20 protein-coding genes and 2 pseudogenes are annotated in these 24,047 nt (G+C 37.2%); 16 read left to right on the top strand and 6 right to left on the bottom strand.

Translation table 11 applies throughout. The features are described 5' to 3' along the window. Positions 1-308: 308 nt before the first annotated feature. Complete coding sequence (gene map, locus ACLBWW_RS11865; protein ID WP_002096176.1) at positions 309-1,103, bottom strand: type I methionyl aminopeptidase; 795 nt, start codon at positions 1,101-1,103, stop codon at positions 309-311. Between the two features lie 157 nt (positions 1,104-1,260). Here map and ACLBWW_RS11860 point away from each other — a divergent pair, with 157 nt between their 5' ends. The 4 genes from ACLBWW_RS11860 to ACLBWW_RS11845 are packed head-to-tail and all read left to right on the top strand — an operon-like array spanning position 1,261 to position 4,624. Continuing rightward, on the top strand, positions 1,261-2,163 hold the full coding sequence (locus ACLBWW_RS11860) for an ABC transporter ATP-binding protein (protein ID WP_048542728.1): 903 nt from the start codon (positions 1,261-1,263) through the stop codon (positions 2,161-2,163). Next, on the top strand, positions 2,160-2,894 hold the full coding sequence (locus tag ACLBWW_RS11855; protein WP_048542727.1) for an ABC transporter permease: 735 nt from the start codon (positions 2,160-2,162) through the stop codon (positions 2,892-2,894). Before ACLBWW_RS11860 ends, ACLBWW_RS11855 begins: the two co-directional genes overlap by 4 nt. After that, positions 2,895-4,025, top strand: a complete 1,131-nt coding sequence (locus tag ACLBWW_RS11850; RefSeq protein ID WP_048542724.1) for a sensor histidine kinase — start codon at positions 2,895-2,897, stop codon at positions 4,023-4,025. After that, complete coding sequence (locus tag ACLBWW_RS11845) at positions 4,022-4,624, top strand: response regulator transcription factor (RefSeq protein WP_098633345.1); 603 nt, start codon at positions 4,022-4,024, stop codon at positions 4,622-4,624. The genes ACLBWW_RS11850 and ACLBWW_RS11845 overlap by 4 nt, the downstream gene beginning before the upstream one ends. Before the next feature lie 31 nt (positions 4,625-4,655). On the opposite strand, the pseudogene ACLBWW_RS11840 reads toward ACLBWW_RS11845, so the two are convergent. Then, positions 4,656-5,204, bottom strand: a pseudogene (locus ACLBWW_RS11840) (M4 family metallopeptidase); the annotation flags it as partial. Between the two features lie 168 nt (positions 5,205-5,372). Here ACLBWW_RS11840 and plcR point away from each other — a divergent pair. Continuing rightward, positions 5,373-6,230, top strand: coding sequence for a transcriptional regulator PlcR (gene plcR, locus ACLBWW_RS11835; RefSeq protein ID WP_000542917.1), 858 nt, complete (start codon positions 5,373-5,375; stop codon positions 6,228-6,230). Between the two features lie 87 nt (positions 6,231-6,317). Then, positions 6,318-6,464: a quorum-sensing peptide PapR gene (locus tag ACLBWW_RS11830; protein WP_000734732.1), complete on the top strand. Its 147-nt coding sequence runs from the start codon at positions 6,318-6,320 to the stop codon at positions 6,462-6,464. A gap of 16 nt (positions 6,465-6,480) precedes the next feature. On the opposite strand, the gene ACLBWW_RS11825 is transcribed toward ACLBWW_RS11830, so the two are convergent. The 3 genes from ACLBWW_RS11825 to cls form a co-directional block, all read right to left on the bottom strand. Beyond that, positions 6,481-9,159, bottom strand: coding sequence for a DUF4084 domain-containing protein (locus ACLBWW_RS11825; RefSeq protein WP_098633346.1), 2,679 nt, complete (start codon positions 9,157-9,159; stop codon positions 6,481-6,483). A 128-nt stretch (positions 9,160-9,287) separates the two neighbouring features. Then, a complete protein-coding gene (uvsE, locus tag ACLBWW_RS11820; RefSeq protein ID WP_048542874.1) occupies positions 9,288-10,241 on the bottom strand; it encodes a UV DNA damage repair endonuclease UvsE in 954 nt (317 codons plus the stop codon). Between the two features lie 32 nt (positions 10,242-10,273). Then, the gene (gene cls / locus ACLBWW_RS11815; RefSeq protein ID WP_048542720.1) at positions 10,274-11,467 is read right to left on the bottom strand and encodes a cardiolipin synthase; all 1,194 of its coding nucleotides are present in this window, start codon (positions 11,465-11,467) and stop codon (positions 10,274-10,276) included. 355 nt (positions 11,468-11,822) lie between these two features. On the opposite strand from cls, the gene ACLBWW_RS11810 reads away from it, so the two are divergent. The 8 genes and pseudogenes from ACLBWW_RS11810 (at position 11,823) to pyrG (ending at position 21,746) form a co-directional block, all read left to right on the top strand. Then, a complete protein-coding gene (locus tag ACLBWW_RS11810; protein WP_048542718.1) occupies positions 11,823-13,934 on the top strand; it encodes a heterodisulfide reductase-related iron-sulfur binding cluster in 2,112 nt (703 codons plus the stop codon). 9 nt (positions 13,935-13,943) lie between these two features. Beyond that, positions 13,944-15,228, top strand: a pseudogene (locus ACLBWW_RS11805) (acetyl-CoA C-acetyltransferase). Positions 15,229-15,284: 56 nt separating this feature from the next. Beyond that, positions 15,285-16,136: a 3-hydroxybutyryl-CoA dehydrogenase gene (locus tag ACLBWW_RS11800; protein ID WP_048542712.1), complete on the top strand. Its 852-nt coding sequence runs from the start codon at positions 15,285-15,287 to the stop codon at positions 16,134-16,136. A gap of 72 nt (positions 16,137-16,208) precedes the next feature. Further along, entirely contained in the window at positions 16,209-17,339 is a 1,131-nt protein-coding gene (locus tag ACLBWW_RS11795; protein WP_447614046.1) for an acyl-CoA dehydrogenase, read from the top strand. Between the two features lie 21 nt (positions 17,340-17,360). After that, positions 17,361-18,500 (top strand): acyl-CoA dehydrogenase AcdA, encoded by a 1,140-nt coding sequence (gene acdA / locus ACLBWW_RS11790; protein WP_000545531.1) that lies wholly within the window; start codon positions 17,361-17,363, stop codon positions 18,498-18,500. A gap of 66 nt (positions 18,501-18,566) precedes the next feature. After that, positions 18,567-19,196, top strand: a complete 630-nt coding sequence (locus ACLBWW_RS11785) for a TetR/AcrR family transcriptional regulator (RefSeq protein ID WP_048542708.1) — start codon at positions 18,567-18,569, stop codon at positions 19,194-19,196. Between the two features lie 154 nt (positions 19,197-19,350). Next, complete coding sequence (gene rpoE, locus ACLBWW_RS11780) at positions 19,351-19,881, top strand: DNA-directed RNA polymerase subunit delta (protein ID WP_048542705.1); 531 nt, start codon at positions 19,351-19,353, stop codon at positions 19,879-19,881. Between the two features lie 257 nt (positions 19,882-20,138). Further along, on the top strand, positions 20,139-21,746 hold the full coding sequence (pyrG, locus tag ACLBWW_RS11775) for a CTP synthase (RefSeq protein WP_000170450.1): 1,608 nt from the start codon (positions 20,139-20,141) through the stop codon (positions 21,744-21,746). A gap of 32 nt (positions 21,747-21,778) precedes the next feature. Here pyrG and ACLBWW_RS11770 read toward each other — a convergent pair whose 3' ends face one another. Further along, positions 21,779-22,303, bottom strand: coding sequence for a DUF2529 domain-containing protein (locus ACLBWW_RS11770; protein ID WP_000912405.1), 525 nt, complete (start codon positions 22,301-22,303; stop codon positions 21,779-21,781). A gap of 202 nt (positions 22,304-22,505) precedes the next feature. On the opposite strand from ACLBWW_RS11770, the gene spo0F reads away from it, so the two are divergent. Further along, positions 22,506-22,874 carry a sporulation initiation phosphotransferase Spo0F gene (spo0F, locus tag ACLBWW_RS11765; RefSeq protein WP_000398593.1) on the top strand — a complete coding sequence of 123 codons (369 nt, stop codon included), beginning with the start codon at positions 22,506-22,508 and terminating at the stop codon, positions 22,872-22,874. Positions 22,875-23,085: 211 nt separating this feature from the next. Beyond that, positions 23,086-23,943: a class II fructose-bisphosphate aldolase gene (locus ACLBWW_RS11760; RefSeq protein ID WP_048542703.1), complete on the top strand. Its 858-nt coding sequence runs from the start codon at positions 23,086-23,088 to the stop codon at positions 23,941-23,943. Positions 23,944-24,047 lie beyond the last annotated feature (104 nt).

The raw sequence follows: 24,047 nt of genomic DNA, 5'->3' as shown, positions 1-24,047 counted from the left end.
ATCTTATTGAGGTAGTAATAAAATGTAGCTTGGATTTGGTCAGGATGAAGAAAATATGTACTGTCTAAAAGAGTATACAATTTGTAGATTAAAGCGAAGATAGCGTTTTATAATAAATAGAACGCATTACTTTAATCGATGCTATTAAATAAAAAAGAAGGTACTCCCTTGATCATCTTTTATTAGAGATAATCATCAATCACCTTCGTTAAAAATTATATACGTAAATGAAAAAGAGTTCAACCGTATTGCCTCTTTTCAAAAAAGTATGTAAAAAGAACCGCTTCCTACTAAGAAGCGGTTCTTTTTTATATTTCTGTTAAGATTATCGGCTCGCCGCGTGTTACGACAACTGTATGTTCACATTGTGCAACAAGGCTTTTATCAGGTGTAACAAATGTCCAACCATCATCGCCACGTTCGATAATGTGATCAGCCTTCATAGAAATGAATGGTTCTACAGCGATAACAAGACCGTCTTTTAGAAGCGCATTATCCATTGGGTCAAAGTAGCTTAAAATGTGGTTTGGTGCTTCGTGTAAGCTAAGACCAATACCGTGACCAGTTAAGTTTTGAATTACATTATATCCATTTTTATGTGCAAAGTTTGAAACAGCACGACCAATTTGGTTTTGTTTGGAACCAGCTTTCACCTTTTTCATTGCTGCCCAAAATGCATCAACCGCTGCTTGGCAAAGCTTTTCTTTTGCTTCATCTTCTCCAAGTACAAATGAAATACCTGTATCTGCATAATAGCCATCAAGTGCAGCAGATACGTCGACATTTACTAAGTCGCCTTCTTTTAATACGCGATCTCCTGGAATACCGTGAGCAACTTCTTCGTTTACACTGATGCAAGTTACACCTGGGAAATCATATTCTTTTTCAGGTGCAGAAATAGCACCATGCTCATCTAATACTTTTTTACCGATCAAATCAAGCTCTTTCGTTGTCATACCTGGCTTCGCTTCTTTTTTCATTTCTTCACGTGCAAGTGCAACGATGCGGCCGATTTTTCGTAAGCCTTCTAAATCTTGTTCATTACGAATAATCATGAAAACCACTGTCCTTCCTCGAATGTATATCTTACCCGATTGTATCATGTTTATTTTTGTCCTGCTACTAGCTTGCGGTATGTAGGTTGATTCCTCTCATAAGGAATACATGACAATTGTCATATCGATGTCATGACGCATCATACTGTTTCCTAAGTTTTCCAACACGTACAATGTAAATATAAGAAACAGCGGGGGTGGAGAGATGGAAAAGATTATAGAAGTAAATAGTGTTTCTAAAACATTTAAATATAAAAAGGCAGTAAATAACGTTTCATTTCATGTGAATAAAGGAGAAATAGTAGCACTACTTGGACCGAATGGTGCAGGAAAAACAACGACGATGTCGATGATGCTTGGATTAAAGGATCCGACGGAAGGAACTGTTTCTATATTTGGAAAGAGTCCCAAACATAGAGATGTTCGTAATAGCCTCGGTGCGATGTTACAAGAAGTAAGTGTCATTGATAGCATTACGGTGGAAGAGGCAATTGAGTTATTTCGTAGTTATTATACGAATCCGGTAGCGAAAGAAACGTTACTACAGTTATCAAATTTAGAATCAGAGCGAAAGCAAAGATGTGAGAAATTATCAGGTGGTCAAAAGAGAAGGTTAAATTTTGCGCTCGCACTTGCAGGAAATCCTGATTTGTTATTTTTAGATGAGCCGACAGTTGGAATGGATATTACGTCTCGAAGAACGTTTTGGGAAACAATTCGAAAGTTAGCAAGTGAAGGAAAAACAATTATTTTAACGACGCACTATTTAGAAGAAGCGGATGCATTGGCGAATCGTATTTTATTGTTTGCGAATGGAAAGATTATCGCAGATGGTACACCAGATGAGATGAAAGCGACGATTTCACGAAAAACAATCAAGTTTTATTCGAAGGAAAGTATTCCTGCAAAATTACTAAAAGAATTACCAAACGTAACCGAAGTACAGTCAAACGAAGGGCACTTTACTTTAATAACTGAAGATACAGATGAAACTTTAAAAGCAATTTATCAAAAGAACTTACCTGTAACAGATGTTTCAGTTGAACGTGGAAGTCTTGATGAAGCATTTGAACAGTTTGTCGCAAATCAGAAGGAGGAAATCGCATGAGAGCTTTATGGATGCAATGCAAAATAGAAATTTTACGTACATTTCGTAATAAATTATTTATCTTTTTCTCATTATTAATGCCAGTTATGTTTTATTACATTTTTACCAATGTTGTTCAAGTTCCACAAAATGGAGATGCATGGAAAGCACATTATTTAATTTCAATGGCGACGTTCAGTATTGTAGGTACAGCACTTTTTAGTTTCGGTGTAAGAATCTCTCAGGAAAAGGGGCAAGGGTGGACGCATTTATTAAAAATTACGCCACTTCCAGAGGGGGCATATATAACAGCTAAGATTATCTCTCAAACAGTAGTAAATGCTTTTTCAATCTTAGTGATCTTTATCGCAGGAATATTAATTAATCATGTTGAGTTAACTGTAGGGCAATGGATTGGTGCTGGATTATGGTTATTGTTAGGTGTGACACCATTTTTAGCATTAGGGACAGTAATAGGTTCTATTAAGAAAGCGGATGCGGCAGCAGGATTAGCAAACATTTTAAATATGTGTTTAGCAATTCTTGGTGGTCTATGGATGCCCATCGAAGTATTCCCGAAGATATTAAGAACGATTGGTGAATGGACGCCAACATATCATTTCGGAAGCGGTGCATGGGATATTGTAGCTGGGAAATCAGTTGGTTGGGAAAATATCGCGGTATTAGGAGGTTATTTCCTTATATTTGTTGTAATATCAATATATATAAGAAAAAGACAGGAAGCGGTATAAATGATAGAAAAGAAGAGGATTGAGATTTTTCCGAAACAGATGGGTTTCTTCCCGTATATGTGGCTTGTGTATCTGTTATTTCCAATTTACCATCTAGCACAAGCATCGGGATGGAAGCTTGTAATGGGGAGCGGTATGTTGATACTTTTTGTTATCACATACCGTCAACTTTATTTTGTTAATAAGACTTTCGTTTTATGGGCATGTATGCAAATGATACTCACACTGTTATTTGCTTTTTATTATAATGCCTTCATGATATTCTTTGGTTTTTTCACAGCAAGTGCGATAGGGTTTGCGCCAAATAAGAAAGAGTTTCGAGTGTTGTTAAGTTTGTTAGCTGTAATGCTTGGAATTTTTATATTTGTAAATATGAATGAAATATCAACTACAAGTTTAGTGAATATCGTTCCGATGTTTATTTTAATGCTTATTACACCATTCGGGATGCGCAACTTTAATCAAAAAAAGATATTAAGAAATCAATTAAACGAAGCGAATGAGCAAATTAAAGACTTAGTAAAACGTGAAGAAAGGCAGCGAATTGCAAGAGATCTTCATGATACGTTAGGGCACACGTTATCACTCATTACTTTAAAAAGCCAGCTCGTGGAGAAGTTAATTGTTAAAAATCCGGAGCGTGCAAGTGCGGAAGCAAAGGAAATTACACAAACATCTCGTACCGCTTTAAAGCAGCTAAGGGAACTAATTTCTGATATGCGTATGATTACAGTAGAAGAAGAGCTTGAGCAAATAAAAGCGATCTTACAAGCGGCTACTATTGAATTAGAAATAAAACAAGAAACGAGTGCAAGTTCGTTATCACCCATTGAACAAAATATTTTAGGAATGTGTTTACGTGAGGCTGTGACGAATGTTGTAAAGCATAGTAAGGCGACGCGTTGCACAGTTTCTGTACTAGAATCACAAGGTGAATTAATTTTGACAGTAGAAGATAATGGAGTTGGTTTAGCAGATCAAAACCATGATGGAAATGGCATTCGTGGTATGAAGGAGCGCATCGCTCTTATTGATGGGTTTGTTGAACTGGGTACGATCAATCCAGGGACACTATTAACAGTAAAAGTTCCAGTTGTTATTAGAACAGGAAAAGATGAGGTGAGGGCATGATTCGAATTATTATTGCAGAAGATCAGCGGATGCTTCGTGGTGCATTAGGGGCCTTACTTGATCTAGAAGATGATATTGAAGTAATTGGGCAAGCTGCGAACGGGGAAGAAGCGCTAAAACTAATTGAATCGCTACAACCTGATGTAAGCATTATGGATATTGAAATGCCAATTCAAACCGGATTAGATGTTGCGGAAACGTTACAGAAAGAAAAATCAGAATGCAAAGTAATGATTTTAACAACATTTGCGCGCCCTGGATATTTTGAACGAGCAATGAAAGCTGGCGTGCACGGATACTTATTAAAAGATAGCCCAAGTGAAGATTTAGCTGCGTCGATTCGTAATGTAATGAAAGGCAAACGAGAGATTTCTCAAGATTTAATGTTCGGCTTATGGCAGGAGCAAAATCCGTTATCAGATCGTGAAAAAGAAGTATTGCTACTTGCGAAAGAAGGAAAGACGGCAAATGAAATTGCGAAGGCACTTTATCTTTCGCCTGGTACAGTACGTAATTATATTTCTGAAGTATTAACGAAGCTAGATGCGAAAAATAGAATTGAGGCAATTACAATTGCGGAAGAAAAGGGATGGATATGAAAAGAAGTTTACCTATGAGTGGTAAACTTCTTTTTTTCTTATAAACAAGTATTTCAATAGAGAGTTTCGTCGCAGTCGCATCGCTCAGAATTTGAAGTATATCGCGTAATTTAGATTTTACTTCATTTTTCGACAAAAAATTTGTTATAGTAAGATTAGGTTGTTGGTCTGAATTTTGGGCAATTTTACCACTAACAGTTGTAATTACTCCATTTTTATCTACTTTTACAATAAGATCTTGAGCATATACTTTATAATTTTTGTAAGTTTGTGCAAGGCGAACTTCGGTTTGATTTTCTTTTGTTTCTTTATCTGTAGGTTGGGAATCTACATTCATTTCAGTTGTCACTCACTCTTGTTGAGCTTTAGCCTCGTTTATCTCACCCTTTAAATACTTTTTCGCAATATTCTCTTTCGTATCATTTTGAGGTTTTGTTAATTTTTAAATCGTTAAACTAGGCTGAGCGATTTCAACTTTTACTTCATTTCTATCTAGTTCTTGGGTGTAAATAGCTTCTGCTGATAAAGGATAAAGAAGACCGAATGTAACGAAAGCACGGGCAAATTTTCTATAATTTATCTATAAAATTACTAGTCTATTATATTATGTGAGATGGATTGTATGAAAAATTTGCCGAATTTTATATATATTATGCATTATTTCATATCAAAAATTGTCGAATTCACATTATTGTAGTGGTATGACAACTCAAAAAATTAGATTGTTATAATGGGATGGTGAGTAAGTATGCACGCAGAAAAACTAGGAAGTGAAATTAAAAAAATTAGGGTAATGAGGGGATTAACACAAAAACAGTTATCCGATAACATATGTCATCAATCGGAAGTGAGCCGAATTGAATCGGGCGCAGTATACCCAAGTATGGATATATTGCAAGGTATTGCAGCAAAGTTACAAGTTCCCATTATTCATTTTTATGAGGTACTCATTTATTCGAATATTGAGAGAAAAAAACAGTTTAAAGATCAAGTCATTATGCTGTGTAAGCAAAAAAAATATAAAGAGATTTATAATAGAGTATGGAATGAGCTAAAAAAGGAAGAATATCATCCTGAATTCCAACAGTTTCTTCAATGGCAATATCATGTAGCAGCTTACATATTGAAGAAAATCGATTACGAATATTGTATTTTAGAATTAAAAAAACTGTTAAACCAACAATTAGCTGGAATAGATGTATACCAAAATCTCTATATAGAGAATGCAATTGCAAATATTTATGCTGAAAATAATTATTTTAAGAAAAGTATTGAGTTATTTGAAGATATATTAAAACAATTAGAGACATTGCATGATAATGAAGAATTCGACGTGAAGGTAAGATATAATCATGCAAAAGCATTATACTTAGACGAGCAATATGAAGGGTCACTTTATCAAGTAAATAAGGCAATTGAAATATCATGCCGAATTAATAGTATGGCATTAATTGGACAGTTATATTATCAAAGGGGCGAATGCCTAGGAAAATTGGGGTATGATGAGGCAGAGATTGAAGATGCATATAAAAAGGCAAGTTTCTTTTTTGATATATTAGAGATGCATGCATATAAAGAAGCGCTCGCAGATAAAATCAGCAGATAAATAACCCAAAAAATGGATATGCATAATTGCATAGGATATGGATAAAATTTCATGATATATTAAAATAAAAAATGTGGGTGATGGAATATGAAGAAACTACTTATTGGTAGCCTATTAACGTTAGCAATGGCATGGGGTATTTCATTAGGTGATACAGCATTAGAGAAAAGCCAAGTAATTTCTCATAATGATCAAGAGGTACAATTAGCAGGAGATCTACCTTTTGAATATTAAAAAACAACCGTCTTACTTAGACGGTTGTTTTTTTGTGGAGTAACCTCCAAACATCTTTACTAGAAACAGGCTTGCTAATAAGGAATCCTTGAATGTGGTCACAGTTTTGTTCATATAAAAACTTCCATTGTTCTTCCGTCTCTACACCTTCTGCAATAACTTCTAAATTTAGTTCTTTAGATAGTGTAATGATGGAGGAGATAATCGCTTCCTCTAAAGGGCTATTTGTAATTCCACAAATAAACTCTCGAGCAATTTTTAATGTATTGATTGGATATTTTGTTAAATAAGCTAAAGAGCTATAGCCAGTTCCAAAGTCATCAATTGAAATTTGAATACCGAGATTTTGAAGCTGTTCTAGTTTTGCAACTACAGATTGATTTTGATTAATGGCGATACTTTCTGTAATTTCGATATCTAGTGCTTCTGATTTTAGTTCGGTTTCTTCTAACACCTTTGAAATAGTAGGGATTAAATCTGTATGGTTAAATTGAACAACAGATAAATTTACACCAACTTTCAAGTGAGAAAAACCTTGATTATGCCATCTTTTTGCCTCTAAGCAAGCGGTACGTAAAATCCAATTTCCAAGTTCAATAATAAATCCTGTTTCCTCCGCTAGCGGAATGAATTGAGCAGGAGATACGATGCCGAGTTTTGGATGCTTCCAACGAATTAATGCTTCAAAACCGATAATTTGTTTTGTTACTGTGCTTACTTGTGGCTGGTATTCAAGGAAAAATTCATTTTGTTGTAATGCTTTTGAAAGTTCTCCTTCTAAGAAGTTACTCTCATTTTGGGCGATACTCATTTCTTTTGAGAAGAAAACAAATCTGTTTTTCCCATTTGCTTTCGCGCGATACATAGCCATATCGGCATTTTTCATTAATTCAGTAACATCGGTTCCGTAATCAGGATACATGGCAATACCGATACTCGGTGTAATAGATAGTTCTTCGTCTTTAATGAAGAATGGTTTGTTTAAAATGGTTAAAATTTGGTCAGCTATAAAAGCAGCACTTTTTTCTGAGTACATATCTGGTAATAGAATTGTAAACTCATCTCCGCCTTGGCGAGCAACGATATCCTTCGAACGCAAGCAACTGCGTAACCTTTTTGCTACTTCAATTAATAATAGATCTCCGACGTCGTGACCAAGTCTATCGTTAATTTTTTTGAATCGATCTAAATCAAGGAACATGACGGCAACATCATTTGCGCTAGTTTGAGCTATATTTAAAATGTCCTTTAAATCTTTTTCAAACTTTCGGCGATTTGGTAATCCAGTCAGTGCATCATGAAAGGCTAAATGTTCTACTTGTTTTTGTTTTTCATATAAAGTTGTAATATCACGTGCTATGCCGAACATCCCAACAACTTCTTTGTTTATGAAAGTAGGGATGAGTGTAACGTGAAGGTAATAGTAGTAGCCTTCTTTTTCTTTTGTGCGAACTTCTAAAGTTTGTGGTCTACCTTCTTTTGTTATTTGTAAAGCTTTCTTTAGTAGATCATGGTCTTTTGAGTCAATAAAGTGTAGAAGAGAATAGCTTTCTACTTCACAATAGTAGGCAGTAAATAAGCTTTCACAAGCTGTATTAGATTGTTGGAAAATACCATCCATATTTAAAGAGAAAACGGCATCAGGATGATCTTCGAATAATGATTTATAGCGTTGTTCACTCTTTGATAACGCAGATGCACCCTCTTCTACTTTGCCTTCTAGTTGTGTAGTCAACTGTTCATATGTATCGATTAGTGCTTGATTATCTTTCCACATGTAAAGTTGTCGTAGGAATAATAAGATGAGTGATAATACTAGACCGATTAGCATGAACTTATCATCCCAAGGTTGAATAAGAATAAAGGAAAAAGTAATGATTATACTGAAATAGGGTAATATAAAGCGCACATAATCAAATCGATAATACTTTGTTTTCGTTTCATGCTGCATTGGTTTGTCCAAAATGTATAGTATGGAAGATAAACCAATTAATAAAATTGAAGCAGTATGTACTAAATAAGAGACTTCAGAAGAAGTTTTCATCCCCATGTTTAGTTGGAACAGATGTATATATCCGTACACAAGTATGATAGTAAAACCGATAATTAATGAAATTCTGCTAGCAGAATATTGTTCTCGTCTATATAGGCTAATAACGGCGTAAATTACTAATGCTTGTGCAATAAAGTATCCAATTAAAACCCAGTGATCTATTGTTAACATACGAAAGCTTGAGAGGTCCAAAATAAAAGTTAAGGTAAAATAAATATTCATAATAACAATAAAGATGCTATCGAATGAAAATTGAGCAAGGCCTCTAATAGAGTAATGTTTTATGAATTTGATAGCAAACCCAGAAAAGAGCAAAATATATTGTATGATGAAAAAGGGCAATGCCTTATATGAGAATATGACTTGATCATATATAGAAAGTGAATGAAGGAATAAAGTTATTTCCATAGTTAGTCCGCATATGCAAGTGCAGAGTAATAAAACCCAAAATAATTTATCACTACGCTTCATTTTCTTAATAGCTTTATATAAGCAATAGCAAGAAAAGAGTGCAGCAAAACAAAATAAGAAGAGAATTCCAATTTCTTTTATATTCAAGTCCTTAGGGATAAGGAATATCCAAAGGGAAAATATAATTATATACATCGTGACAAAGTGTACATATTTTTTTTGATTAATCATATTATGGCTCCGTTTCAATAAAGTTGAATCGCAGGTGGAAAATGCTAATTCCAATCATAGCATATACAATAGGTTGTTTTTTACTATAAAAATTACTTTTTTTGAAAAAAATAGCTCAACATTACAATTTACCATTGTAATGTTGAGCTATTTACTCTTTTTATCCCTCTTATAGAGGATAATTCATGTATTAATTGCAGCATTGCTAAATCTTTCTGTTTACTTTCAATCATAATATCGAAATTATGGTTGATTTTTTTTGCAATGTGTAAGAAAGGCTTAATAAACTCTAAATCAATATATTCAGAGTGAGCCCTAAATTCTTTTTTTGATTTAGGGGAGGAAATGTGAACTTTAGGAGGGACATTTGTATGTGACCAAGTTTCAAAAATTGCAGGGAGTAATACTTCTAGCGGTTCTTCGCAAAGGTTTGCCATGTGATGATGATAATCAAATACGAATGGAATCTTTTCTTTTTGGCAAATCGATAAAGTTTCAGCAGTTGTATATGTTTTATCATCATTTTCAAGCGTCATTTGCTCTTTTATATGTGCAGGAAGTTTTTTTATGTTTTCATGGAAACGTCCAACCGCCTGTTCTTTATTTCCATAGGCACCACCTACATGGATGTTAATATAAGAAGAATCTGCAATTCCTATTGCATCTAATATTTTATAATGATAGGCCATATCTGTAATAGCGTTAGTTGTAATATGTGGCTTGTCGCTTGTAAATAGCGTAAATTGATTTGGATGAAAACTTACTCGTAAATTGTGTTCTTTAATTAATGCCCCAATTTTACGCCAAAGCGGTGTAAATGCCCCGATATAATCAAACTCGACTTCGGGATGCGTTGCAAGTGGGACGATGGAAGAAGATAAGCGATATAATGGAATTTCATGCGCTATATTGTAATGAAGAATACGTATTGTATGCTCGAGATTTTGCCGTGTAACATCGTATAATTTATCTTCTCGTTCTTGTTTATTAAGCTTTTGAAAGCTTGTAAATGTCATCGTTTTAGCCGGAGAACAGTCCCAGAGTGCCATTGCATGCGAGACATATCCGAAACGCATAATCATAATGAATACATCTCCTTTATCCATTATCTTTCCTATAGAAAGAAAGCAAGTATCGTTCCTACCCATTCTTTTCCCCTATCAATAAGAGAATGCGGGCTAACATCTTTAAAGGAAAGTAATGACGCATTTTCTAGATCTTCATGGAATTTGTTTTTTACTGTTTGTATAAAATGTTTATCATATAAAAGGCAGTTGATTTCATGGTTAATATATAAACTTCTCATATCAAAGTTTGCAGTTCCAATATCACAAATATAATCATCGACTATAATAACTTTAGCGTGAAAAAAACCTTGTTGAAATGCGTAAATATTACACCCAGCTTGTATTAACTTTCGGCAATATGGGAATTTTGCTTCGCGAACAAGGGCGTGATCCGCTTTTTCTGGAACGAGAACCGTGATTTGGACCCCACGTTTTCGCGCTTTTAATAATGCATTCATAATTTTCTTCCCAGGAATGAAATATGGTGTACCGATAAAGAGTTCTTTTTCCGCACTTTCGATTAAATGTAAAAATGTATTTTGCAAATAGGCACCATCAGTAGGGATAAAACGATGTAGAATGATTCCTGGTTGTTGCTTAGGAAAATAAAGAGGTGAATCTAATAAATTTTGGTTCGTATCGTCGAGCCAATCATGTAAAAATTGCTTTTGTAAATCTTGTATTCCTTCTCCTGTAAGGCGTAAATGATAATCGCGCCATAATCCTAATTTTTGATTATGCCCTAAATATTCTTCTCCAATATTAAACCCACCAATATAACCAATTTTCCCGTCAATAACTGTAATTTTTCTATGGTTTCTTTGATTTGCAGAAAAGAGCGGAAAAGGAAATTTCACTTTATGACAAAATGAAAAAGAGACGCCGTGTTTTTGTAGGGAACGAATTGCCTCGTTTGATAAATAATGGCTTCCCAATTGATCGAGTAAAAGTCTTACTTCAATTCCTTCCTGTGCCTTATCGATAAGTAACTTTAAAAATTCACGACTGATTTTATCGTTTTTTACAATGAAGAATAAAACGTGCACATGGTGCTTTGCTTGTTGTATATCAGTAAATAAAGCATCATATAAATCTTGCCCGTATGTATAAAGGTGAAAATTACTTTGACGTAAAGGGAAAGTACGAGAGCGCACACGCTTTAAATGAAGAATCCTCCCATATAAAAGGTCAATTGTGATCCAAAGAGTAACGCATATTAACAAGAGAGATAAGAAGAACATAAGTGAATTCCCTCCTTTGCATTCTTTTCGCCTTCATTTTACTGGCTGCCCGGAAAATCCCGATTGGCTTCACCTTATCCCATATTAAGGGGCGGTAAGCCTCCTACTTAAAAATTAGGCTTACTTAAAGGAATCAGGCGAGAGGAAACAACCCCCTACGGATTAAAGTTTCACTTTATAGTTTCACCGAAATAAACAGCTTTATTAAAAAATATGTTGTTGTATAACAAAAAAACTGTTGACTGAATGCTCACTCATTATATAATGAAGACAGGGGATAAAATTCAGAAAATTATATGTTTTCGAAGATTCTAAAAAAAGAAAGAGGGCTTACAAAGAGAGGGGTAGCATAAAAATGAATAGCTTACTGATCATTAATTGGCTGGCTGCCATTGCTGTTATTGCTTATGCGGGATATTTGTTTGTGTATCTTATACGGACGAGGATGGCCTACATACAGTTAGGAAAAAAGATTGAATTTGACCGTCGTTTTAAAGAGCGTTGGGATCTCCTTAAGGTCAATGTTTTCGGTCAGAAAAAGCTGCTGAAAGATAAGAAGAGCGGCATTATTCACGTTATGTTCTTTTACGGATTTATTCTTGTCCAATTTGGAGCAATTGACTTCGTTTGGAAAGGACTCGCACCAGGATCACATCTTCCACTTGGACCACTATACCCTGCATTTACATTCTTCCAGGAAATTGTCACACTTGTTATTTTAATTGCAGTCTTTTGGGCTTTTCATAGACGTTATGTTGAGAAGCTAGTTCGTTTAAAACGTAATTTCAAATCAGGCCTTGTTCTTATCTTTATTGGTGGCTTAATGATTTCTGTGCTACTTGGTAATGGGATGGGAATTATATGGCACGGCGAGGAGCTTTCATGGAGTGAACCAATCGCTTCTGCAATCGCTTACGTTTTCTCGGGAATAAATGAAACCGCAGCCATTTCTGTGTTCTATTTCTCTTGGTGGGTGCATCTACTAATTTTGTTAACGTTTTTAGTGTATGTTCCACAATCAAAACACGCGCATTTAATTGCGGGACCAGTTAACGTTTTCTTCGGACGTCTTTCAAATCCAGGGAAACTTGAAAAGATTGACTTTGAAGATGAAACGCAAGAAACATTTGGTGTTGGTAAAATCGAAGACTTTAGACAAAATCAGCTTATTGATTTATACGCTTGCGTAGAGTGTGGTCGCTGTACAAATATGTGCCCGGCAACAGGGACAGGGAAAATGTTATCGCCGATGGATTTAATTTTAAAACTTCGCGATCATTTAACTGATAAAGGAGCAGCAGTGACATCAAAAGCACCGTGGGTTCCAGTAGTTGCTTTTAATAATACACAAGGAAATCAGTTAGCGATGATGGCAGCTGGGAAAGGGCAACAAGAATCAGCAGCTACAACGCTTGCTTACGATCCGAGTTTAATCGGAGATGTTATTACAGAGGAAGAGATTTGGGCTTGTACAACGTGCCGTAACTGTGAAGATCAGTGTCCGGTTATGAATGAGCATGTTGACAAAATTATTGATTTACGCCGCTATCTCGTTCTAACAGAAGGAAAGATGGACGCGGAAGCGCAGCGTGCGATGACAAATATCGAGCGTCAAGGGAATCCGTGGGGACTGAACCGTAAAGAGCGTGAAACTTGGCGCCAAGGTGATGATGAAGTAACGGTTCCAACTGTAAAAGAAAAATCGAAAGCTGGCGAGGAGTTCGAATATTTATTCTGGGTTGGTTCAATGGGATCATATGATAATCGTAGTCAGAAGATTGCGATATCGTTTGCGAAGTTAATGAACGAAGCAGGCATTTCATTCGCGATACTTGGTAATAAAGAAAAGAATTCTGGAGATACACCGCGACGTCTTGGAAATGAATTTGTCTTCCAAGAAATGGCGACAAAGAATATCGAGGAATTTGAAAAAGCAGGGGTGAAGAAAATCGTTACGATTGATCCTCACGCTTATAACACATTTAAAAATGAGTATCCAGACTTTGGCTTGCAAGCAGAAGTCTATCATCATACAGAATTGTTAGCTCAGTGGGTGAAAGAAGGGCGCTTAAAACCTGTTCACGCTATTGAGGAAACAGTTACGTACCATGATTCCTGTTACTTAGGAAGATACAACGAAGTATACGAAGCGCCACGCGATATTTTGAAAGCAATTCCTGGTGTGAATCTTGTAGAAATGGCACGTAACCGTGAAACCGGAATGTGCTGTGGCGCAGGTGGTGGCTTAATGTGGATGGAAGAGACGGCAGGTTCACGTATTAACGTTGCTCGTACAGAACAAGCACTAGCTGTAGAGCCATCCATTATCGGTACAGGTTGTCCATATTGCTTAACGATGATTAGCGATGGGACGAAAGCGAAAGAAGTAGAAGAGAAGGTTCAAACTCTTGATGTAACAGAGATTTTAGAACGCTCTGTTATCGGACAGAAGAAAGAAGCGATGTAATCTGCAAGCATGAATACAACTTTAGAGAGAGGTGCAATCGTTGCACCTCTTCTCAACGTAAGAACACCGAGCGAGCGCTCGGTGCTAAAAAAAAGAGATGGGGGAAATTGATATGAGTAAAACAGTTATTTTAAGTGCTGCAAGAACACCGGTTGGGAAATTTGGAGGATCTTTAAAAGACGTGAAGGCGACAGAACTTGGGGGAATTGCAATTAAAGCAGCGCTTGAGAGAGCAAATGTTTCTGCTAGTGATGTTGAGGAAGTTATATTTGGAACGGTTATTCAAGGGGGGCAGGGGCAAATTCCATCGCGCCAAGCTGCGAGGGCTGCTGGAATCCCTTGGGAAGTACAGACGGAAACAGTGAATAAAGTTTGTGCATCAGGGCTTCGTGCGGTTACGTTAGCGGATCAAATTATTCGTACTGGCGATCAATCACTAATTGTAGCTGGCGGTATGGAGTCGATGAGTAACAGTCCTTACATTTTACGAGGTGCAAGATGGGGATACAGAATGGGGAACAACGAAATCATCGATTTAAACGTTGCTGACGGCTTGACATGCGCATTTTCAGGTACACACATGGGTGTTTATGGCGGAGAAGTTGCGAAGGAAGATGGAATCTCTCGCGAAGCGCAAGATGAATGGGCATATCGTAGCCATCAGCGTGCGGTTTCAGCGCATAAAGAAGGACGTTTTGAAGAGGAAATCGTGCCAGTAACGATTCCGCAAAGAAAAGGCGATCCTATTGTCGTTGCAAAAGATGAGGCGCCACGCGCGGATACAACGATTGAAAAATTAGCGAAATTAAAACCTGTATTTGATAAGACGTCGGCAGTGACAGCGGGTAATGCTCCTGGACTAAATGATGGCGGTGCTGCGCTCGTATTAATGAGCGAAGACAGAGCAAAGCAAGAAGGAAGAAAGCCATTAGCGACAATTTTGGCACATACAGCAATTGCAGTGGAGTCTAAAGATTTCCCAAGAACGCCAGGTTATGCAATTAACGAATTGTTGAAAAAAACAGGCAAGACAATTGAAGATATCGATTTATTCGAGATTAATGAAGCATTTGCAGCGGTAGCAATTGCAAGTACAGAGATTGCAGGAATTGACCCAGATAAATTGAATGTAAACGGCGGCGCAGTGGCAATGGGACATCCAATTGGAGCAAGTGGAGCGCGTATTATCGTTACACTTATCCACGCACTGAAGCAGCGCGGCGGTGGAATTGGAATTGCTTCTATTTGTAGCGGTGGCGGTCAAGGTGACGCAATTATGATTGAAGTTTGTTAATTTACGTGTAGGTGATTTTTGATTTATTAACATTTTATATTAAGGGGGAAGAAAGAATGGGTGTGCAAAAAATAGTTGTAATTGGTGCAGGACAAATGGGTTCGGGAATCGCACAAGTATGTGCAATGGCAGGATATGATGTGAAGGTACAAGATTTAAAACAAGAGCAATTAGACAGAGGATTGGCTATTATTACGAAAAACTTAGCGCGTCAAGTAGAAAAAGGGCGCATGAAGGAAGAAGAAAAGGAAGCGACGTTAAATCGCCTTACAGTAACGCTTGATTTAGATTGTGTGAAGGAAGCGGATCTTGTTATTGAAGCGGCTGTTGAGAAAATGGAAATTAAAAAGAAAATTTTCGCGAATCTAGATGAAATCGCTCCAGAACACGCAATTTTAGCGACGAATACGTCCTCTCTACCAATTACTGAAATTGCAGCAGTAACGAAACGCCCAGAAAAAGTAATTGGCATGCATTTTATGAATCCAGTTCCAGTTATGAAACTTGTTGAAATTATTCGTGGTTTAGCTACAGATGATGAGGTGTATGAAACAATTGAAGATATTACGAAAAAAATCGGGAAAGTGCCAGTTGAAGTAAATGATTTCCCAGGATTTGTATCGAACCGTATTTTATTACCGATGATTAACGAAGCGATCTATACGTTATATGAAGGTGTAGCGACGAAAGAAGCGATTGATGAAGTAATGAAACTAGGTATGAATCATCCGATGGGACCACTTACATTAGCTGATTTTATCGGTTTAGATACATGTTTATACATTATGGAAGTGTTGCATGAAGGATTAGGAGATAGTAAATATCGCCCATGTCCATTATTACGCAAGTATGTGAACGCAGGATGGTTAGGACGTAAAACAGGCCGTGGTTTCTACGTTTACGAATAAAGTCCTCCTTTTATTAAAATAGTGGTCTTACCAAATTATTAAAAAGATATATAGCAAACGGAGGCGGAGTACATGAACTTTCATTTTACTGAAGAGCAACAAATGATGAGGAAAATGGTTCGCGATTTTGCGCAGAAGGAAATAGCTCCCTTTGTTCCTAGTATGGAACAAGGGGTGTTCCCGAAAGAGATTTTGCAGAAGATGGGTGAGCTTGGACTAATGGGTATTCCAGCGCCTGCAAAATATGGTGGGGCAGAAATGGATTTTATTTCTTACATTTTAGCAATTGAGGAAATTTCAAAGGTAAGTGCAACGGTTGGTGTAATTTTAGCTGTACATACGTCAGTTGGAATGAACCCGATTTTATATTTTGGAACAGAAGAACAGAAGCAGAAATATGTTTCTAAACTTGCGACTGGTGAATATTTAGGTGCATTTGCATTAACAGAACCAAATGCAGGATCAGATGCAGGGAGTTTGAAATCAAGAGCTGTAAAGAAAGGCAATCACTACATTATTAATGGATCGAAAGTGTTTATTACAAATGGCGGTGAAGCAAGTACATACATTATATTCGCTTCTACAAATCCAGAGGCAGGAAAAAGTGGGATTTCTGCATTTATAGTAGAGAAAGATACACCAGGCTTAGTTATCGGCAAAGATGAGCATAAAATGGGACTTCTTGGTTCTCGCACGGTACAACTTACGTTTGAAGATATGAAAGTGCCGGCCGAGAATTTGCTTGGTGAAGAAGGACAAGGATTTAAGGTGGCAATGGCGAATTTAGATGTTGGACGAATTGGAATCGGAGCGCAGGCATTAGGAATCGCGGAAGCGGCGCTTGCATGTGCGATTGATTATGCGAAAGAGCGTGAGCAATTCGGCAAGCCAATTGCGGCGCAGCAAGGAATCGGATTCAAACTTGCAGATATGGCGACTAGTGTAGAAGCAGCGCGATTACTTGTATACAGAGCGGCATCGCTAAGAGCGCAAGGATTACCATGCGGTAAAGAAGCTTCTATTGCGAAATTATTCGCTTCTAAGACGGCTGTTGAAGTTGCGATTGAAGCGGTGCAAGTATTTGGTGGTTACGGTTATACGAAAGACTATCCGGTAGAACGATTTTTCCGTGATGCGAAAATCACGCAAATATATGAAGGAACGAGTGAGATACAGAAACTTGTTATTAGTCGAGCTTTATAAAAGGACAAGGGGGAGACGGAAATGCATTTTAAACTATCAGAAGAACATGAAATGATAAGAAAAATGGTTCGGGATTTTGCTAAGAACGAAGTAGCACCGACGGCAGCTGAGCGTGATGAAGAAGAGAGATTTGATCGTGCACTATTTGATCAAATGGCAGAGCTTGGTTTAACCGGCATTCCGTGGCCTGAAGAATACGGTGGAATTGGAAGCGATTACTTAGCGTATGTAATTGCTATCGAAGAATTATCTCGTGTTTGTGCTTCAACAGGTGTAACGCTGTCTGCACACACTTCACTTGCTGGTTGGCCAATTTTTAAATTTGGAACGGAAGAACAAAAGCAAAAGTTTTTACGACCGATGGCAGAAGGAACGAAAATTGGTGCATACGGTTTAACGGAACCAAGTTCTGGTTCAGATGCTGGCGGAATGAGGACAACTGCGAAACGAGATGGAGACCATTACATTCTAAATGGATCGAAAATCTTTATTACAAATGGCGGTATTGCTGATATTTATGTTGTTTTCGCGTTAACTGATCCCGAATCGAAGCAGCGTGGTACGAGCGCGTTTATTGTGGAAAGTGATACACCAGGATTTTCAGTTGGGAAGAAGGAAAGCAAGTTAGGGATTCGCTCTTCACCAACAACTGAAATTATGTTCGAAGATTGCCGTATTCCTGTAGAGAACCTACTAGGGGAAGAGGGGCAAGGATTTAAAGTTGCGATGCAAACATTAGATGGCGGCCGTAATGGTATTGCCGCGCAAGCAGTCGGTATTGCGCAAGGCGCTTTAGATGCGTCTGTAGAATATGCAAGAGAGCGTCATCAGTTTGGGAAACCTATTGCGGCGCAGCAAGGAATTGGCTTTAAACTTGCAGATATGGCAACGGATGTGGAGGCGGCGCGTCTTCTAACATACCAAGCGGCTTGGCTTGAATCGGAAGGGCTTCCGTATGGGAAAGAGTCAGCGATGTCAAAGGTATTTGCAGGCGATACAGCGATGAAGGTGACGACTGAAGCGGTACAAGTATTTGGTGGTTACGGTTATACGAAAGATTATCCAGTAGAGCGTTATATGCGCGATGCAAAGATTACACAAATATATGAGGGAACACAAGAGATTCAAAGGCTTGTAATTTCTCGTATGTTAACGAAGTAGGAGCAAAGGCGTAGGTATTTTCCTACGCTTTTTCCTTCCAAAAAATAATAGAGAGAGGTGAAGGGGATGGTTAAACATAATGTACATGCGTCCGTGAAAGATGAAAAATTAGTTGCGTTAAGACGTGAACAAATGATTAAAGGTGCGGTGCAATTGTTTAAGCAAAAAGGGTTCCCACGTACAACAACGAGAGAGATTGCGAAGGCGGCTGGGTTTAGTATTGGAACACTTTATGAGTACATTCGTACAAAAGATGATGTTTTATATTTAGTTTGTGATAGTATTTATGAACATGTAAAAGAAAGATTAGAGGAAGTAGTGTGTACAGAGAAGGGAAGTATAGAAAGCTTAAAGATAGCGATAAAGAATTATTTTAAAGTGATGGATGAATTGCAAGAAGAAGTATTAATTATGTATCAAGAGGTACGTTTTTTACCGAAAGAATCACTCCCATATGTATTAGAAAAAGAGTTTCAAATGGTCGGAATGTTTGAGAATATTTTAGAGCAGTGTACAGAAAATGGGACATTTACATTAAATAAAAAAGAGATACAGCTTCTTGCACATAACATTTTCATACAAGGACAAATGTGGGGATTTAGACGTTGGGCCCTGCAAAAACTGTATACGCTGGAAGAATATACAGAAATGCAAATTAGGTATGTACTGCAAGGAGCGCATATGTTTCCGAAATAAGGAATAGACAAATTATAATTTTATTATCATATTAAAGTTTCCCGTTTTTTTTGTAGCATATTTGTGCGACTTTTGTTTATAATGAATAGTATGGATTTTTTTAAGCAGACCGTTATATATAAGGTTATATTTGAAGAAAGGAAGTGCCGCATAAGTGAATTTTAAGCAATATTCACCAGAAGAGCTAAAAGAATGTTCAATGATTGAAGTTGTACATAGCGTTTTAGGGGATAAAAGACAAGCAACGACATTCAACGAGTTGGTTCGAGAAATCGCTCAAGTGCTGGGACTATCTCAAGAGCAAGTTAATGCGAAACTCGCACAATTTTATACAGATTTAAACATCGATGGACGTTTCATTAATTTAGGAGAAAATCGTTGGGGACTACGTAGCTGGTACCCATATGAGCAAATTGATGAAGAAATCTTACCTCAGCCAAAACCGAAGAAGAAACGTAAAGTTGAAGAGGACGGTTTTGACGACTACATCGAAGAAGATGAAGACTTCGACGATGCAGACGCAAATGAAGAAGAGGTAGAAGATTTGGACAAGGTTCTTGAAGAAGAAGACGGAGACGACGATGATCTTGATGATTTAGATGAAGATGATGACGATGACTTCGCCGAAGAAGAACTTGAGTACGATGAAGCTGAAGCTGAAGAAGAAGAAGAGGAAGAACTGTAGTTCTTGACTTTTCATTATCGTCCATGTAGAATCATTTTTGGGCTCTTTAAAAAAGGACGATAATACTTTTAAAGTGTAAATATAAAAGAAAATTGCTCCCTACTTATTACTTTATGTGATGAGGGGAGCAATTTTCTTTTTTGTTTTTTGTTTAGAAAATAAAAAGAGTCTAACAATAAGATGGATACAGTGTTATCTACATACGTTGCGCTTTGCAACGGTGATTATATAACAGCAAAATAGGAGGGAGCTTTTTCATGACTAAGTATATTTTTGTAACAGGCGGTGTAGTATCGTCTTTAGGAAAAGGTATTACAGCAGCATCTCTTGGAAGACTTTTAAAAAATCGTGGTTTAAACGTAACGATTCAAAAGTTTGATCCATACATTAACGTAGACCCAGGGACTATGAGCCCATACCAACACGGTGAGGTATTCGTAACAGATGATGGTGCAGAAACTGATTTAGACCTTGGTCACTATGAGCGTTTCATCGACATCAACTTAAACAAATACAGCAACGTAACAACAGGTAAAATTTACTCTTCAGTTCTTCAAAAAGAGCGTCGTGGTGAATACCTAGGAGGAACAGTTCAGGTTATTCCTCACATTACTAACGAAATTAAAGAGCGTGTATACCGTTCTGGTCGCGAAACAAACGCGGACGTTGTTATTACAGAAATTGGTGGAACTGTTGGTGACATCGAGTCTCTACCATTCTTAGAAGCAATCCGTCAAATTAAGAGCGACATCGGTCGTGACAATGTAATGTACATTCACTGTACGTTAATCCCGTACTTAAAAGCAGCGGGTGAAATGAAAACAAAACCAACGCAACATAGCGTTAAAGAGCTTCGCAGCTTAGGTATTCAACCAAATATTATCGTTGTTCGTACAGAATTGCCTGTTTCTCAAGATATGAAAGACAAGCTTGCATTATTCTGTGACATTGATACAAAAGCAGTTATCGAAGCACGCGATGCAGATACTTTATATGCGGTTCCATTATCTCTTCAAGAGCAAAATATGGACCAAATCGTTTGCGATCACTTAAAATTAGACAATCCAGCTGCAGATATGACAGAGTGGACTGCGCTAGTTAATAAAGTACGTAACCTTTCTAAGAAAACAAAAATTGCTCTTGTTGGTAAATACGTAGAACTTCAAGATGCATATATTTCTGTTGTAGAAGCACTTCGTCATGCGGGTTATTCATTCGACACAGATGTAGAAGTGAAATGGGTAAACGCTGAGCACGTAACACCAGAGAACGTACAAGAATTAGTTGGTGACACAGATGGTATCCTTGTACCTGGTGGATTCGGCGATCGTGGTGTAGAAGGTAAAATCGTTGCAATTCAATATGCTCGTGAAAACAAAGTTCCATTCTTAGGAATTTGCCTAGGTATGCAACTTGCATCAATCGAATTCGCACGTAACGTATTAGGATTAGAAGGAGCTAACTCTTCTGAAATTAATCCTGACACACCTTATGCAATCATTGACTTATTACCAGAACAAAAAGATGTAGAAGACTTAGGTGGCACACTTCGTCTTGGTCTATACCCATGTAAGCTTGCTGAAGAAACAAATGCTTACAATGCTTACAACGAGCCGGTTGTATATGAGCGTCATCGTCATCGTTATGAGTTCAACAATCAATTCCGTCCGGATATGGAAAAAGCAGGATTTGTATTCTCTGGTACAAGCCCAGACGGTCGTCTAGTTGAAATCATTGAATTAAAAGACCACCCTTGGTTCGTGGCGGCACAGTTCCATCCAGAACTTGTATCTCGTCCAAACCGTCCACAACCATTGTTCCATGACTTCGTAAGTGCTTCTATTACGAATAAAGAGAGCAAGTAATAAAAAAAAGCGCCTGAAATAGGGCGCTTTTTTTAATATTCATTTAACATTTCATCGATTGTAAATTTGATCCCATGATATGCAAATAAAGCTATCATTAAACTTGGGAATCCGTAGCGATTGCCTTCATCGTCTGGAATAAGGCCTTTTAACAGCTTAGTATCAATATGTACATCTGTATATTGTTCTAGTGATTCAGTACCTTCTTGAATAGCAGAGATGCCGACAATAGAGTGTCCATCAGCTTGAAGTTTTTTTGCCATTGCTACAACTTCTTCATCTGTTGAAAAACGGCTAATAAGAAGTACACGGTCTGCAGAAGTTACTTCTACTTCTTTACCATTTTCAAATAATCGTTTTGCTTGCTTCATTGGCTCAGCACCGAATAATGCTTCAGCGACAACGCCCTCCATTTCATTTGTACCATGTAAATAAATGAAACCGTCGCCAACTAATGCTTGAGCAAGTAGACGGGCGCTATCTTCTATATTCATTTCTTCTTTTTGAGAAACTCTGGAGAAATAACCACTTAATTGAGTTGAAAAAATTTTTAACATAATGTTACTCCCTTTCGTACGTGTTTACCGGCTTTCATTATAGTTTATTTTTTTAGAAAGGTGAAATCGAAGGGTAGCATAACAAAATAGGAAACGGTAAAATAAGAAAGAATAGGAAGGAATTTGCCAAAGAATAGCGAAAATTAATCGTTAAGATATAAGAAGCTTTAAATCTTGTATTTACACAGAAAGGTTGGGAGTTATGGAAGGTAAAATTTTAATCGTTGATGATCAATATGGCATTCGTGTGTTATTACATGAAGTGTTCCAAAAAGAAGGTTATCAGACATTCCAAGCAGCGAATGGATTTCAAGCTTTAGATATCGTGAAAAAAGATAATCCAGATTTAGTAGTGTTAGATATGAAAATTCCAGGTATGGATGGTATAGAGATTTTAAAACATGTAAAGGAAATTGATGAGAGTATTAAAGTAATTTTAATGACTGCTTATGGAGAGCTTGATATGATCCAAGAAGCGAAAGATTTAGGAGCTTTAATGCACTTTGCTAAACCGTTTGATATTGATGAGATTCGTCAAGCGGTGAGAGAACAGCTTGCTGTAGAGGCGTAAAAAATGAATTTTTTATAAAAAATATGGAAAAAAGCGTTTACATGGACTATTGAGCAGGTGAATACGGTTGAGTTTTTGAGTACAAGTTGTTATCCTATTGAGTGTAGAAAAAAGTCCGGTATGTAAATATACATATTTTACCTTATTCTGGTCATACTACCAGCGATAAGAACTTATCGGATACAAAAAACGTTTTTTAGGAGGATTCACCATGCCTTTAGTTTCTATGAAAGAAATGCTAAACACAGCACTAGAAGGAAAATACGCAGTTGGTCAATTCAACATGAACAACTTAGAGTGGACTCAAGCTATCTTAGCTGCTGCGGAAGAAGAAAAGTCTCCTGTAATCCTAGGTGTATCTGAGGGTGCAGCTCGTCATATGACTGGTTTCAAAACAGTTGTAGCTATGGTTAAAGCTTTAATCGAAGAAATGAACATCACTGTTCCTGTAGCGATTCACCTTGACCATGGTTCAAGCTTCGAAAAATGTAAAGAAGCAATCGATGCAGGTTTCACATCTGTAATGATCGACGCTTCTCACCACCCATTCGAAGAAAACGTTGAAACTACTAAAAAAGTAGTAGAATACGCACACGCTCGTAACGTATCTGTTGAAGCTGAGCTTGGAACAGTTGGCGGACAAGAAGACGACATCATCGCTGAAGGCGTAATTTACGCTGATCCAGCAGAGTGTAAGCACCTTGTTGAAGCAACAGGTATCGATTGCCTAGCTCCAGCTTTAGGTTCTGTACACGGTCCTTACAAAGGTGAGCCTAACTTAGGATTCGCTGAAATGGAACAAGTTCGTGACTTCACTGGCGTACCTTTAGTATTACACGGTGGTACTGGTATCCCAACTGCTGATATCGTAAAAGCTATTTCTTTAGGTACTTCAAAAATTAACGTAAACACTGAGAACCAAATTGAGTTTACAAAAGCTGTTCGTGAAGCATTAAGCAAAGACCAAGAAGTTTACGATCCTCGTAAATATATTGGACCTGGCCGCGAAGCTATTAAAGCAACTGTTGCTGGTAAAATGCGTGAATTCGGTTCTAACGGTAAAGCGTAAGAATAAAATTCCGTTTTGGAAACCGTCTAGTCTTTTAGACGGTTTCCTTTCGTTGTATAATGAAAGCGTGAACAAGTCTAAAGATTTTTATCATTTTGTTTTTG

The organism is Bacillus sp. M5A3_1b (assembly GCF_053345335.1).
This window is presented reverse-complemented; position numbering and strand designations above follow the sequence as displayed.